The organism is Anaerocolumna aminovalerica (assembly GCF_900115365.1).
Lineage (GTDB): Bacteria > Bacillota > Clostridia > Lachnospirales > Lachnospiraceae > Anaerocolumna > Anaerocolumna aminovalerica.
The window spans coordinates 13,578-28,680 of sequence record NZ_FOWD01000050.1 but is presented as its reverse complement, the minus strand read 5'-3'; the positions used below and the strand labels follow the sequence as shown (position 1 = coordinate 28,680).

Here is a 15,103-nt window from a genome sequence, read left to right as displayed (position 1 = left end):
CAAAAAACTCTCCCAAAGATACGGACAATGATTTTTGAGGAAGTGTTAAAAGAAAGTGAATAATATCTGTAAAGGATAACTTCCTCGTTCTTGAAAATGCTGAATTGTTTGCTCTGTGTTGTTCAATAAACTCATTAGAAGTAAGAAGAGTATTCATTTCTTGAAAAAAATCCTTTAAGTTATTACGAATAGACATAAAAATCCCTCCAAAATTTAATAGATAAAATGTATCTAATAAAATTTTGAAGGGAACATTTGTTTGTCAATTCGCATTTTAACCAAAACACCTATAAATAAATATACAATATGACGGTAGTGTCCTTAAGTTGACGACATTGACCGTTCGGTACGCGGCGGTTCAATCAACTTAACATGGTTGTTTTGAATAGTAGTCAAGCATTGAGACTAATCCATACTGGGTTAGTCTCTTATTGTTTATTGCTACAGCTACTGCGCCACCACTACATAATCTAGCATAGCCTTTGAGACTATAAGTAGTACATTTAGCCCAGTTTCTGTTAATACCAAGTTGAATAAGTCTGGGCATTCTTGTATTAGGTAGCTTCCAGTACTTCCAAATGTACATGCGGAGTCTGAATCTTATCTTTAAATCCATCTATTTACAGAGGGTCTTCATGCTTCCAATCCGAAAATAGTTTATCCATCCTCTTATCAATTGGTTAAGCTTTTCTACTTTTACTTTGATGCTGACTCCCCAACTCCGAGATGTCAGATTCTTCATTTTCATCTTGAACTTTTCTACCGATTTTGCATGCGGTTTTGATTTGTATTGTTTGGCATAAGTGTCAAAGTAGAATCCAAATCCAAGATATTTTAATCCCTTTGGCTTGTCAATCTTACTTTTGTCATGTTCACTTTAAGACCTAGCTTCTCCTCAATAAATGCTGAGATATTTCTCATGACACGTCTTGCCGCCATTTCACTTCCGACCATAATTACAATACCACCTCACGGCTGACACCCTTGCCGTTCAGCTATACACTTCCCACTACCTGGGTGTGTTAGGGACTTGCACCCACAAGAGCCCGCCAATGGCGGGCAACTATAAAAAACAGAGACTGTATTGTCTCTGTTTTTTACTTAAACATTGTATACGTATACACTATCTTGATATAGCTGCATAAAATCCGGTTTGGAACTTGCAGGAAAATCCTACCTTTCACTTTTAGACGATGAAAATACTAGCGAAGCAAAGGAAATAAAAAAGGAAGCACCTAGAAACAAAAAGCTCTTAGTTAGCATTATTTAATCACTTGAAAACTTTTAAGATAATTCTTTTTAGTAAAAGGACTTGTTGTGAAGGAAATATTTGCATAGTTATCAAATTTGGATATTAAATCAAATTTAAATTTATCACAATACAATTTAATATTTTCTTCACTATTTTGTATACCTATTATCACATAATAATCATTATATCTAACTTCTTCAATTAAAATTCCTGCTGGAATATTTCTGCTTTTAGTTGATATATAACTTATTAATTTCATTCAAAAGTTTTAAGAGAAAAAGTGATGCAATGACAACTATTAAATATACTTCCTCAATTGAAGATATATCACAAATAATATGATATTTTAATAATATAATTTGAACATATATTAAAATAGCAAAGATTATATTACCATATTTTAATTTTAGATCATTTTTACTCTTCTCCCCTTCTAATAATAAAAAATACTCCTATTTCAGCATAAATGATATAGCATTTTTTGTCAATAAAGCAATTTATTATTCCCCACATTTTGTTATTATGTGGATATCTAAGAGAGGAGCTCCATGTCTTAGAAAAACTGGATACGAAGTAATGAATCTCTAAAGACAAATAGCACAGCCTTTTTTGCTATACTGATTATCCTTAATCGGATAATTCTATCATTGTTCTTCTTCCGTAAAGGCAACATTACTACGAAATCTCGAAGATTTAAAATAATCTTAATAGTAACTCGAATAAGCCATGCTTTGATATGTTCATCGTCAGTAAATATCTTGTCTTCCCTAATCAATTTTAAGAATACCTCTTGCGTTATATCTTCTGCTTCAGACATGTTAGAAGTATTTTGATAAGCAATCCGTAAGACCATTCTTCCATACCGAGAAAACTGAGCTATAATAAATTCATTATCTTGTGAAGATTTCAAATACTATTTCTCCTTCCTGTATCTTTTTCATAACAGTAATTAGTAAACAGCCAAATTTAAGCTGTCTAATATTACTGTAATGTAGTGATATCACTTTCACCAATAACACGATTCACATTTCAAAAAGCGTGCAATTTTAAAAGATTTATATAAACTTTTAATGTATTACTGACTACCATATTAAATAACAGTCTAACAAAAATCGATATACTAAAGTAAACTTCTATCACTTTTCGTAAAGTTTTATGAATATGACACTATTTATGATCCTATATTTCTTATGTATAATATAACATAATCCAAATTTATTTTAACTCTTACCTATTAACAGATAGACGTTTCATTGTCTTTTATGGTCAGTAACTTTTTTATTTATCGGGAGATGAAGGACCCAGCTTAAAATTGATTTTATCATAATAAGTTAGCTCTCATATAAAACATTCATCTTCCACAATATTATGGTATAAACCATTGATAAAAACTTATTATAAAGATATAATAAAACAAATTTGCTGCTTTCCTTCCTATTTTATAACAATAAAAATTCATATATAGTTGAATGCTATAGGGATGGTATAAGAAACAGCAAGTTTAATAAATGTAATCAAGAGAAAGGTAATGTTATGAGTTGGATTAAGAATGTATTAATAGAATACGGCAGAGAAGAAATTGCAAAAAATACTGTTGTTACAAAAACCAAACCGGTTGCTTTACTCATCGAAGATGGAATTATTAAAGAAATAGCGGAATCTGTTCCAGAAGCTAGTAAAGATATTGTAGACGCAAAAGGGTATTTGGCTTTACCAGCTTTAGCAGATAACCATATACATTTAGATAAAGGCCATTACGGCGGCAAATGGCATGCTGTTGTTCCTATGGACACGGTAGCTGAAAGAATCAAAGAGGAACAAGGCTTTTTACGTGACTTCTTGGCAGATACACCTGAAAAAGCACAGGCTTTAATTGATTTAATCACTGGAAATGGTGCTGCTTTCTTACGTGTACACGTCAATGTAGATCCTACAATCGAATTAGAGAATTTGTCTATCATTAAAAGGATTCTGGAAAAGAATAAACACAAATTAGATTATGAAATAGCTGTGTTCCCTCAGCACGGTACCTTGAAAACAGAAGAAAAAGGTCTATTATCAAAAGCCTTAGAAGATGATAAAGTAAAAATTATAGGTGGATTGGATCCTGCAACTATTGACGGTGATATTGAGAAATCTTTAAAGACCACCTTCGATTTAGCTGCCGAGTATAAAAAAGAAGTTGATATCCATTTACATGACAGAGGCAGTTTGGGCATTTATGAAATCAACCGAATTCTTGATTATACCCTAAAATATAATCTCCAAGGAAAAGTGCAGATAAGCCATGGATTTGCATTAGCTGATATTTGCGGTGAGGAATTAGAAAGAATCGCAGAACGGCTGAAAGAAGCCAATGTAGCCATTAACACAACGGTACCTATTGATATTCAGGCATTGTCTATACCGGTGTTAAAAAGACATGGAGTCAACGTGCATGTAGTGAATGACAACATCAATGATCACTGGAGCCCCTTTGGTACAGGTGACTTAATCCAACGTGCAAGCCGTGCCGCAGAAGTGTTCTCCATGACAGATGAAGCAGCATTATCAAATGCCTTGGGATTAGTAACTAATGGAATCACTCCACTTGATGAAGAGGGAAACTTAAGCTGGCCAAAAGTTGATGATAAAGCCAATATATTATTTGTAAAAGCGGAATCCTCCGCTCATTTAATAGGCCGGGTTTGCCCTGAAAGGGTGGTTCTCTTTAAAGGTAACTTTGTTTCCGGAAATTTTAAATAAATATAATGCAAAACCGCAGACTAAATCAACAAAATCAGAAAGTTTGCGGTTTTCTTTTATACTACTTCTTTTCCACTTCTTTGTTCTCTTACTAATTCCAATCTATTTATTGCAACAAATTTAGAGAAAAATTATTTATTTTTCGCACTATTTTCCAATTTATACATATGAATATAATAGGAATTATGAGGTGACTATGGTGAATATATGAATCGTGAAGAAAGATATAAAATCACTAGCTATGATTATGCAGACTTATTTATCAGCGACTCAAACAGATTGTCTGCTGTTATTCAGTGTAGTGAAAATATCACCACTAATATGGTCGATAGTACTTTAAGTGTTGCATATATACCTGTATGTAATATAACATATAATAGTTTATACAAATTTGGTTATGAAGCCATGCCAAAATGTTTTGGGTTATTATCTGCCCCTCCAAGCTGCCGCATACTCTCCACTTCTTGTTTAAATGCTTCCAATGTTTTAACGCTTCGAGGAATACCAAACTTTGATTTACAAGGAGAGGGGGTGCTAATAGGGCTTGTGGATACCGGAATTGATTATATGAATCCCGTCTTCCAATATGATGATAAGACCACTAAAATAGTCTCCATCTGGGATCAAACTATTTTTAGCGAAGATCAGTTCCCACAAGACTTATACTATGGAACAGAATTCTCCAGAGAACAAATTAATAATGCACTAAGCAGCCCAAACCCTCTTGATATTGTACCCAGTACTGATGAGATCGGTCATGGAACTGCATTAGCAGGTGTTGCTGCCGGCTTTCCTCACTCTGATTATTTATTTACAGGAGTAGCACCAAAAGCTGAGATTGTTGCTGTGAAATTAAAAACTGCTAAGCCATACCTGAAGGAATTTTTTAAAATTCCTGAAGACTCCATATGCTATCAGGAAAATGATATTATTTTCGGTATAGAATATTTATTACAAACCGCCAAAAGATTAAAACGCCCTATGGTTATTTGTATAGGAGTAGGAACAAGTCAAGGTTCCCATGCAGAAGTAGGAGTATTAAGCTCTTATTTAACCAGAACCAGCAGGATACCTGGTGTGGTTGTCGTAATAGCTGCAGGAAATGAAGGAAACTTGGGACATCACTTTTTTAAGGAAAGTCCATCCGGTGATAACCTGAGCTTTTTTCAATTAAATGTAGGAGGTAATGAAAGCGGGCTCTCAATGGAATTGTGGTGTACAGCTCCTAATACTGTGTCAGTGACCATACTTACTCCTAACGGTGAAGATATTGTCCATATTCCCTCTATACCCCCTCAACGGGATACAATACAGGTAAATTATAAGAATACCGAGATTCTGATTGATTCCATTACAAAGGGAACTGTCTCAGGAGATCAATTAATAATATTTCGATTTGATCGCCCCGCTCCGGGAACCTGGGAATTTCGTGTAGAGGGTAGGGGAACTATTCCCACAAAATATCATGTGTGGCTGCCTATGCAAAACTTTATTTCCGGAGGGACCTTTTTCTTAAATCCGGTTAATGAAACTACATTAACTACTCCGGGTAATTCGGAATTTGCAATTGTAATCACTGCTTATAATCATATTAATAATACCTTATTCTATCATGCAAGTAATGGATTTACCTCCAATGGCTACTTCAAGCCGGATGTTGCAGCTCCAGGTATGCACATTTTAAGCCCCGTATTAAATAATGAGTTTGCACGATTAAACGGAACAAGTCTGGCAGCCGCACATGCTGCCGGTGTTGCAGCTATGATATTGGAATGGGGTGTTGTAAGAGGTAATTATCCTACCATGCATACCACGGAAGTGGGAAATTTATTAATCAAAGGCGCAAAACGATCCCCTGATACAACTTATCCAAATGAGCAATGGGGCTTTGGTATCTTGGACATCTTCAAAACCTATGTTGCATTAATAAATGAATTCTATGAGAGATAATAATAATATAATAATTTATATAATGAAAGTGGCAGTAAACTGTCATTCTGATCCTAAAGAGGGAGAACCCCAGAAAGGGTAGACAGCTGAATTCTTAGCGAATTCTATTTCCCAGTACTCATTCAGAATGACAGTTTGATTTCTAAACAATTTTTAAATTATATGCTGCATCAAAAACTTCTTTATTCAATTACATAAGCTTTTAATAAATTAAATGTATTTTCTAAGGCGTCTTTATGGGTTCTTTCCATTCCATGAGATGCATGTATTCCCTGTCCGATTAAAGCACCTCTAATATTATTACCGCCTCTTAAAGCAGCTGATACATCGGAACCGTAATGTGGGAATATATCCACTACGTAAGAAATATTATTTTCTTTCGCCAATGCAATTAATCTATTAGTCAGTTCATAATCATAAGGTCCGGAAGAATCTTTTGCACAGATGGAAACTGCATATTCGCTTCCATTTAAGTCTTCTCCCATGGCTCCCATATCAACGGCAATAAATTCTGTAATATCATCTGGAATCCAGCTTGCACCAAAGCCAACTTCTTCATAATTGCTGATTAGAAGTTTTATATTCTTTTTAGGAATTATATTTTCCTCTTTCATATATTTTAGTAGGCCAAGTAAAATTGCAACCGATGCTTTATCGTCTAAATGTCTGGATTTAATAAATCCTTCTTTTGTGTATATGAAATAAGGTTCCAAACTAATGTAATCACCGCTGTTAATACCAAGTTTTAAAACATCTTCTTTGGAATTTACAATTGCATCTATGCGGACTTCCATGTTCTTTTCGCTGCGTTCCAGGGTTCTGGCATCATCGTAAGTATGAACAGATGGACTTTTGGCCAATATGGTGCCGGTATAAACTCTTCCATCTCTAGTGTGTATCTTACAATAGCAGCCTTCTACACTCTGCATAGTGTAACCACCTACTAATGTAAACTTTAACATACCATTGCCGGATATGGAGCGGACCATAGCACCTAAAGTATCAACATGAGCGGATAGCCCTACCGTTTCTTCCCTATCTCCGGGAACAGATACAATTAAACCGCCTTTATTACTTAATTCACAGGAATAGCCGTATCTTTCCGCTTCTGATCTTACAAACTGTATTACATCCTTTGTAAAACCGGAAGGACTTGGAATATTCACTATAGTTTCTAAGGTCTTAATAATATATTCTATGATTTGCATGTTTTCACCCATTGAATCACATATGCTTACAGATGAGTTACTCTGTTTACAGATGGATACTCGTTTGCAGATGTAATACTCTGTTTTACAGATGTGATACTGCCACAACTAAATAGGTTGAAAGAATTACTTAGTGGCAACCTTTCTTAATTAATTTTCTTCAACCTTTCAAATACTATGCCCCTTAACGGAACTTTTAAAAAAACCAAGTTCTAAAGATGAAATCCAAAAGAGTTTCTTTTATAATCTGGGGATTCTTTTGGAGTTCTTCCCAATAGAATGCATGGCCTTTCATTGAACTACATGGAGTTCCCGAACTACGCAGTTCGTTAAGCATCGGGGTGATTCGGCTAAGAATACCATATTTCTTACACTTTTTCTACTTTTACCAAGTTTCTTCTTTTACAATTGAATATCTAATTCTACAGGACAATGATCGCTTCCAAAAACATCTTTATGAATAATACTATCCTGTATCTTTTCTTTTATCTTTTCCGATACAATGAAATAGTCAATACGCCACCCTACATTTTTCTCTCTTGCATGAAACATATATGACCACCAGGAATACGCTCCGGTTACATCCGGATAAAGATACCGAAAAGAATCTACAAAGCCTGCTTCTAACAATTCTGTCATCTTTCCCCGTTCTTCATTGGAAAAACCAGCATTTCCAACATTGGATTTGGCGTTCTTTATATCGATTTCATTATGAGCTACATTTAAATCACCACAAAGAATAATTGGTTTCTTCTTGTCCAATTCCACTAGGTAGTTTCTAAAGTCATCTTCCCATTCCATTCGGTAATCAATTCTAGTAAGCCCCCTTTGAGCATTTGGAGTATAGGCCGTTACCAAATAAAAATCATCAAATTCCAAAGTGATTACTCTTCCTTCGTCATTATGTTTATCCATTCCAAAGTCATAGGAAACAGATAAAGGCTCCTTCTTTGTAAAAACAGCGGTTCCGGAATACCCTTTCTTCACTGCGCTATTCCAATAAGGGGTATATCCTTCAAATGAGATCTCTGCTTGCTCCGGCTGCATTTTTGTCTCTTGTATACAGAATATATCCGCATCCACTTCCTTAAAAAAATCTTCGAAGCCTTTATTTAAACAAGCTCTTAATCCATTTACATTCCATGATACTAACTTCATAATTTCCTCCCTTCTACATGTTCATTAATATTTCTTCCAAATCTTTTACCGTTTCTGCAATTTGCCCTGCTCCTGCCTCTTCAAGCTCTTTACGGTTTCCAAATCCATAGAGCACACCAACAGAAGTAAGTCCATTCTCTTTCGCACCTGCAATATCATGAAAACGGTCCCCTACCATAACCACCTGATTAAGTTCAGTAATATGATTTTTCTCAAGGGCATAACGGATAACATCACCTTTTTTCTCTCTGGAGCCATCCAAGGTACTACCGCATATATCGGTAAAATATTTTGCCAGATCAAAATGCTCCATTATCTTTATTGCAAATACTTCCGGCTTGGAAGTAGCTACTACCAACTTCTTGCCGGCAGAAGATAATCTTTCGAACATTTCATTCATTCCTGTATAAACTTCATTTTCAAATATACCTTTTTCCCTGTAGTATTCTCTATAATGTTTTACTACTTCTTCCAGCTTATCCTCGTCAAAATTATAATACTCCTTAAAGCTGTCTCGTAATGGAGGGCCAATATGCCTCCTTAAAGAATTTAAATCCTCTATATCTATCCCCATTTTCTTCAGACCAAATTGAATGCTTTTTGTAATACCTTCCTGGGAATCCGTGATAGTTCCGTCCAAATCAATGAATATGTATTGAATCATCCTTCTTTCCTTTCTAAATTAAATAATAAAGTATAAATTTACTTTATTTTATCCTCTTATAGCGTAAAATGCAAGGTATCATTTCCACTCTTAAAGAAGGAACGTCATGAATTTCATTGACGGAATAGCCCCCTATGACGTATACTTAACTTGTATAAGGTTTATAAAGTTTCTATGTTTTAAAAGGTGTACAAAAGGTGCTCCTTTCCAGCAAAAAGTCTGGCAGGTATTAATGCCCTTCCATATGGTAAGACCATGACTTACAGACAGGTTGCTGAGGCAATTGGCAATCCAAAAGCATGCCGGGCTGTTGGAATGGCTAATAATAGAAACCAAATCCCCATTATAATCCCTTGTCATAGAGTCATTGGCTCCAACGGAAAATTAGTAGGATATGCCGCTGGACTTTATATTAAAGAAAAATTACTGGAAATGGAGGAAAATAAGTATGCTAATGCATAATACGATAACTTTTAAAAGTTTATATTCTTAGATATAAAAACTTTTAAAATCCTTATTATGAAGCATCTTCGTGAGTAATATGGGAAAAATATCAAGAGAATTAACCTTAAAATATGCACTTTTGCAAAGTGTATTCTGGATCTGTCAATGTTTCGTCTTAGGATTTGCAAATGTATATCTCAAGTCCAGAGGTTTTGATAATACACAGGTCGGTATAACACTTTCCCTGGCTTCTGTACTATCTATTATTATACAGCCTTTAGTGGCAGGCTTTGCAGACAGAACAACTAAAGTCTCATTAAGAACTATTACTATGGTTCTTATGCTTATCGTATTATCACTTGGAATTATATTAGTGATCATACCTGATTCCTACATATTTATAACCATTTGTTTTATGTTCATAATGGCCATTCAGATAACTTTGGTATCTTTATTAAATTCACTGGCATTAGAATATATGAACCTGGGAATCCATATGAATTATGGACTAGCAAGAGGAATTAGTTCCATTGCATTTTCCTTAACCTCATTTGGATTTGGTATTGTATTAAATTATCATAGCGGTAATATTCTGTTACCGATTTTTCTTGTAAGTTATGTATTATTCATAGCAGCCCTTATCCTATTTCGAATAGATACCAGCTCTTTACCTTTGCCGGAAAAGGAAGTTATAGAAACGGAGCAAAAGCAATCAGATGGTATTTTTAAATTTCTAAAAAATTATAAAAAGTTCACTATTCTGTTAGTTGGAATGACGATGGTTATGTATTCTCATAATCTTATTAATACATATTTAATTAATATCGTTGAAAATGTTGGCGGCGATAATACCGATATGGGATTATCTCTAGCCATTGCTGCAGGTTTAGAACTACCTACCATGGCCGTTTTCATTCTTATTGTAAAAAAAATTAAGTGCAGTACTCTTTTAAAAATTTCCGCGTTTTTCTTTTTTATAAAATCAGGTATCGTATGGCTAGCGCCAAATATGCTTACCATAAATTTATCACAATTACTTCAGTTATTTGCTTATGCATTATTTACACCGGCTTCCGTCTATTATGTTAACGAAATAATCGATGCCAAAAATGGCGTAAAAGGTCAATCCATGGTTGGAGTGGCTACCTTTAGTCTTGTAGGGGCAATCGGAAGTTTTACCGGTGGAAGAATCCTGGATACCAAAGGTGTTTCTGCCATGTTATTAGTTGGTACAATCGTTACGGGAATTGGATTTATCATAGTTTGCTTATCTACGGAAGATGCAAAGAAAGACGTAAGATAAAAGTTATCGCATTTCGTGTCCTTTGCCTGATGTCATATGGAGAACTCAAAAAGTGTTTTGTTAATATAGTACATCGTACCCATTTAAAAAATAAGAATAGGGAGTAATTCCCCTACTCTTATATGGTACGAAATTTTTATTTAGAAGATAACTTTATACTAATCGGAACGGTAACGACTTTTTGGACAGGTTTCCACACGTACAATGCAATTGTAAAGTCTAACATACTGTGAATCACAGTCCCCAATCCTACAAGAACTACAACAGATAATAGGTATCCTTTATCATAGTAAGCACTTGTCATACTGCTTCCCCAGTAGAAGAAGGTAACAATTGCCACTTCACTTATTGCATGAATTATGGCAATTGCCAAATTAAAAAGGAAGTTAGATTTACCTGTTGCTATTAGATTAGAATTTTTCTTTAAAGCATAGGCACCGATGACTGCAAAAATTGCATGGGATAAAGCACGTAATACAATAACAAGGGGAAATCCCGATATTAAGAACCCTAAGCCTGTTATGAATGCAACGGATATAGCTACTGCCGGTGATATAAACATGGCTATGAATACGGGTACATGGCTTGCCAGTGTAAAGGATGCCGGCTCTATAACTATCTTAGGTGCAATCATTGGAATTAATATTCCAAGTGCACAAAGAAGTGCTGCTATTGCTATGATTTGTACTTTGTTTTGTCTTCTCATATCTCTCCTCTTTTCTGCTTTAATAGATGCAAATTTTTTTCCTTTTATTTTGATTTCTACTTACTAATTTACTGTCTTGTCAGCTGTAATGTCATGTATATCTTATACTAATTTTTTTAAATTGTCAAGAAAAATAAGAGAGTTGTATAATGTTATATCTTGTAAAATATATCCCTCAGGATTAAATTTATAGATAAATTTTCATATTTACTTATAAAATTATTGTATATCTGAATTGTTAGGTATATAATTAACTTAAGTTTTTATATGTATTTGAATTAATAATACATACTAATATATGCGGATATAGTTTAATGGTAAAACGTTAGCTTCCCAAGCTGGTGTTGCGGGTTCGATTCCCGTTATCCGCTGTAAAATTTTAGGTAGTAAAAGATGCCATGGGGTTAAACTCCATGGCATAAACCTTTTCCAGGCATCTCAGCCCTAATTTTTCTCCTTTCAATAGGGTGACAATTGGACTTATTTGACATACTGGAGAGGTTTGAGCCACGTTATGATCACCCACAACAATGAAATCCCACCGGATCCTACGGATTGAGGATGGCCGGAATCGTAGCGTAAGAAGGTTGATGAACTTCTTATACTGTATAGAGAATGGAACATTATGCAAATCTTAACTGTGCTGCTTTGTACCTGTATGGTTCCATGATGGCAGCAGCATGAATATTCCATAACTTTACCATACAACCGCCTCTTTTCTGAAGGCGGTTTATGTGTTTTAACACAAAGTAATATTTTTGTCCCCAGTATTGACTTTGACGTTAGGTCAACTGATATAATAGCAATAGAATAACATGGAGGGCATTGTTATGGACTTAATGAAAATTACCAAGGTTACTGAAAAATTCGGGATATCCTCAAGATCATTAAGATATTATGAACAGGTAGGTCTGCTGCAAAGCCAACGTCCGGCCTTTGAAAAATACCGCTTTTATGATAGCAAAAACATCAATCGATTACAGCAGATTCTGGTGCTGCGGAAAATGCAGATTCCCATCAAGGATATTCTGAAAATATATGAAAGTCAGGACATGGCAATACTGGTGCAGAGCTTTGTCAAGCGAATTGAGGAAATCGATGATGAAATCAATACCCTCTCCCAGCTTAAAACTTATGTCAACGATTTTTTAAACGCTATGACCGCACATGGAATTACGCAAATATCTGCTTTGCCCCTGCTCTATGAAATGGTGGAATCTGAACTTCTAACCATTGAAAAACGGGATTTATCCATGGAAAGATTGAACACCCTTTCAGATAAACTGGCAAAACCGTTGAATATGGATATTGTAACATTGCCGTCCATGCTTGTGGTGACTTCTGTGAGAATGGGCAGCGGACTTTCAGACATGGATGGCTTTTGGGACTGGCTTTCTTCAAATCAAATTCCTTTTGGCAGGCCGGGAAGCCGAACCTTATTCGAGTATCAACATGGGAATGACATTATCTTAATGCAAAAGCTGGATAAACCTCCTGGGGATTGCCCCTTTGTGTACAGAGAATTTTCCGGTGGTTTATTTGCAGTTTCTTCTGCTTTTACCGATGAGGATTTAGGGGCTTTGCAGTACAGGATGTTACAGTGCTTTGACGATAACCCAAACTATGAAGTGGATTTTCAACACAATGGAGATTTACGGGAGGCAACCCTTATTGAATCCGTGTTTTCCCCAGATAGCAAACGCGAGCGGGTAAATATTTTTCTGCCTGTTAAGCAGCGCAAGCCTGATTTTTCTGATTATAACGACTTTGAGCAACTCCAAAGTATAACCTTTGAACAAATTGAAGAGGCCAATCCCATTTTACGTGAATATGACGTGGATTTTCATAAAATCATGCCGATTTACTACCCTCATTATGAGGTCTTGGAGAACGGTGAGGCAGAATTTATCGCATGGATTTCCGAAAGGAAGCTTAACACCAACGTTTCGGTAAGGTTACCTTTCCGTATTGATATCGAGTTTTTAGCTGAAAAGAAAAGCGAGGAATATCTTTGGGGAACCACCGAAGGCAGCCTGTGGTTTTCCCACGGAAACTGCACCTACACTATAAATGGGGAAAACTATGCCGACAAAGATCTGAAAAGTCATGCTATTTCTTTTCAGCAGCCTGTGCTGGGCAATGAATTTTCGTATTCCCATATGGGGGACATTCCCCATGATCAGTATAATAAGCTGACATGGATTGTAGGTAAAGAACATTTTGCTGTTATTTTAAATAACGAAGTTCGTTTTTGCGGAGTAAAGTTTCCTTATATGGATATGAATTTACACTTACAAACACCACAGACAATTATAATCGGTACAAACGGTCAGGGGAAAAAGCTGTTTCGCTCCATCAAAATCTCTCAGCTTAAAACCAAGCCGAAAGCAAATACAAAACAAGGAGAATTAATCATGAATGTTAAACAAAGCAATAATATTCTGCCTAATTTAAGACAAATCGTTCACCCTGAATATGGGGAAAATTACTGGTTCAACGGCTGTGCGGCTTTTTTGATGGAATGTCTTGGTGAAAAAGACTTTGATTATTGGTTTTTTGCAGGTCTGACAGGTGAAAATTTTACCCAGTTTTATTCAAAAGATTATTTTAGGGGAAACGGGATTGTGGATTATAACCTCAGTCTTGAAAATAATCAATCTTATCTTGAGAATATTTTCGCAAAAATCGGCTATGCAAGCACAAATGTGCCGATAAAACAATTACTTGCCAATCGGGGAATGTATATCCAAACCCTGATATCCTATATCGATAAGGGGATTCCCGTGATTTTAAGCGATTACGGTAAAAATCCCCATAACCGGTTTAGCTGGGGTGTACTTGTAGGCTATGAAGATTATGGAAAGACTCTGCTGTATATAGGCGGAGACGGCCAGGAACCTGACCGAATTGCTGTGGAAGACCTATTGCCCCATGGGTACGAACCTGAAAACAATCATTCCCACGGATGGCTGTTTATCGGTGAAAAGAAAGAAGATATTTCCTTAAAAGAAATATTCCGAAATTGTATTTTGACCTTGCCTGAGGTTTTATCCTTTGAAAATCCAAGCTATTGCTTTGGGGCAAAGGCTTTTCGTGCATGGGCAAGCAAAATCGAAAACGGATATTATAACGGTATCAAGGCAGAAGAATTTGATCCTTGGGGAATGTATACGGTTTATATCTGTGCCCTAGCCACGAACAGCGGCGGTTGTAAAGACTTTTTGGAAAAGGCATTTCAGCTAAATCCGGATTTGACGTTTATTCCGCAGATTGTTGAACTTTATGCTCAAACTGGCTGCTATTGGAACAATGACAACGGTACGGATCTGGAGGCTTTGGGCGGCGGATTTAATGTTACACTGAATGCCTTGCAGAATAAGGAGACGCCAGGGCAAATCGCAGCTAAATTATTGGAATTTGCAAAATGTATTGAGGATGTTGTTACCTTGATTGAATCCTTTCAGGAGAATAAACATGGCTGAAATATCTGTGTTCAACAGCAAAACCTGTACCACAAAGCATAGGAGAGCCAATTGTATTATTAAACAGGGATGTAAAACAAAAAATCTTTGATTTTATAGTTTTCACCTTTTTTACTATGAAATAAAAATCAAGTTAAAAAGATACCTGTTTTCATCTTTTTAGCTTGTATTTTATGGTATACTTTAAATAG

11 protein-coding genes, 1 tRNA gene and 1 pseudogene are annotated in these 15,103 nt (G+C 35.5%); 6 read left to right on the top strand and 7 right to left on the bottom strand.

All coding sequences use genetic code 11. The features are described from left to right. From BM183_RS18575 to BM183_RS18560, 3 genes and pseudogenes are all read right to left on the bottom strand, one after another. Nucleotides 1–196 (bottom strand): annotated as a pseudogene (locus BM183_RS18575) (hypothetical protein); the annotation flags it as partial. 420 nt (nt 197–616) lie between these two features. After that, entirely contained in the window at nt 617–742 is a 126-nt protein-coding gene (locus BM183_RS21525) for a group II intron maturase-specific domain-containing protein (RefSeq protein ID WP_242961050.1), read from the bottom strand. A gap of 1,063 nt (nt 743–1,805) precedes the next feature. Beyond that, the gene (locus BM183_RS18560; RefSeq protein ID WP_091688810.1) at nt 1,806–2,162 is read right to left on the bottom strand and encodes an RNA polymerase sigma factor; all 357 of its coding nucleotides are present in this window, start codon (nt 2,160–2,162) and stop codon (nt 1,806–1,808) included. 623 nt (nt 2,163–2,785) lie between these two features. Here BM183_RS18560 and BM183_RS18555 point away from each other — a divergent pair. Beyond that, nucleotides 2,786–3,997: an amidohydrolase gene (locus tag BM183_RS18555; RefSeq protein WP_091688808.1), complete on the top strand. Its 1,212-nt coding sequence runs from the start codon at nt 2,786–2,788 to the stop codon at nt 3,995–3,997. 207 nt (nt 3,998–4,204) lie between these two features. Then, on the top strand, nt 4,205–5,947 hold the full coding sequence (locus BM183_RS18550) for a S8 family peptidase (RefSeq protein ID WP_091688806.1): 1,743 nt from the start codon (nt 4,205–4,207) through the stop codon (nt 5,945–5,947). Nucleotides 5,948–6,129: 182 nt separating this feature from the next. On the opposite strand, the gene BM183_RS18545 is transcribed toward BM183_RS18550, so the two are convergent. The 3 genes from BM183_RS18545 to BM183_RS18535 form a co-directional block, all read right to left on the bottom strand. Then, nucleotides 6,130–7,155, bottom strand: a complete 1,026-nt coding sequence (locus BM183_RS18545) for a M42 family metallopeptidase (RefSeq protein WP_091688804.1) — start codon at nt 7,153–7,155, stop codon at nt 6,130–6,132. A 402-nt stretch (nt 7,156–7,557) separates the two neighbouring features. After that, complete coding sequence (locus tag BM183_RS18540) at nt 7,558–8,313, bottom strand: exodeoxyribonuclease III (RefSeq protein WP_091688802.1); 756 nt, start codon at nt 8,311–8,313, stop codon at nt 7,558–7,560. Nucleotides 8,314–8,326: 13 nt separating this feature from the next. Continuing rightward, nucleotides 8,327–8,977: an HAD family hydrolase gene (locus BM183_RS18535; RefSeq protein WP_091688800.1), complete on the bottom strand. Its 651-nt coding sequence runs from the start codon at nt 8,975–8,977 to the stop codon at nt 8,327–8,329. Between the two features lie 255 nt (nt 8,978–9,232). Here BM183_RS18535 and BM183_RS18530 point away from each other — a divergent pair, with 255 nt between their 5' ends. After that, complete coding sequence (locus BM183_RS18530) at nt 9,233–9,439, top strand: methylated-DNA--[protein]-cysteine S-methyltransferase (RefSeq protein WP_334292874.1); 207 nt, start codon at nt 9,233–9,235, stop codon at nt 9,437–9,439. A 79-nt stretch (nt 9,440–9,518) separates the two neighbouring features. Then, on the top strand, nt 9,519–10,724 hold the full coding sequence (locus tag BM183_RS18525; protein ID WP_139221557.1) for an MFS transporter: 1,206 nt from the start codon (nt 9,519–9,521) through the stop codon (nt 10,722–10,724). A 136-nt stretch (nt 10,725–10,860) separates the two neighbouring features. Here the strand turns inward: BM183_RS18525 and BM183_RS20835 are convergent, their stop codons facing one another. Then, entirely contained in the window at nt 10,861–11,430 is a 570-nt protein-coding gene (locus BM183_RS20835) for a hypothetical protein (protein WP_170848081.1), read from the bottom strand. 300 nt (nt 11,431–11,730) lie between these two features. Between BM183_RS20835 and BM183_RS18515 the strand changes: the two genes are divergently transcribed. Both BM183_RS18515 and BM183_RS18510 read left to right on the top strand, forming a co-directional pair. After that, nucleotides 11,731–11,801, top strand: a tRNA-Gly gene (locus BM183_RS18515). A 459-nt stretch (nt 11,802–12,260) separates the two neighbouring features. Next, complete coding sequence (locus BM183_RS18510; protein WP_170848080.1) at nt 12,261–14,912, top strand: MerR family transcriptional regulator; 2,652 nt, start codon at nt 12,261–12,263, stop codon at nt 14,910–14,912. Nucleotides 14,913–15,103: the final 191 nt, after the last annotated feature.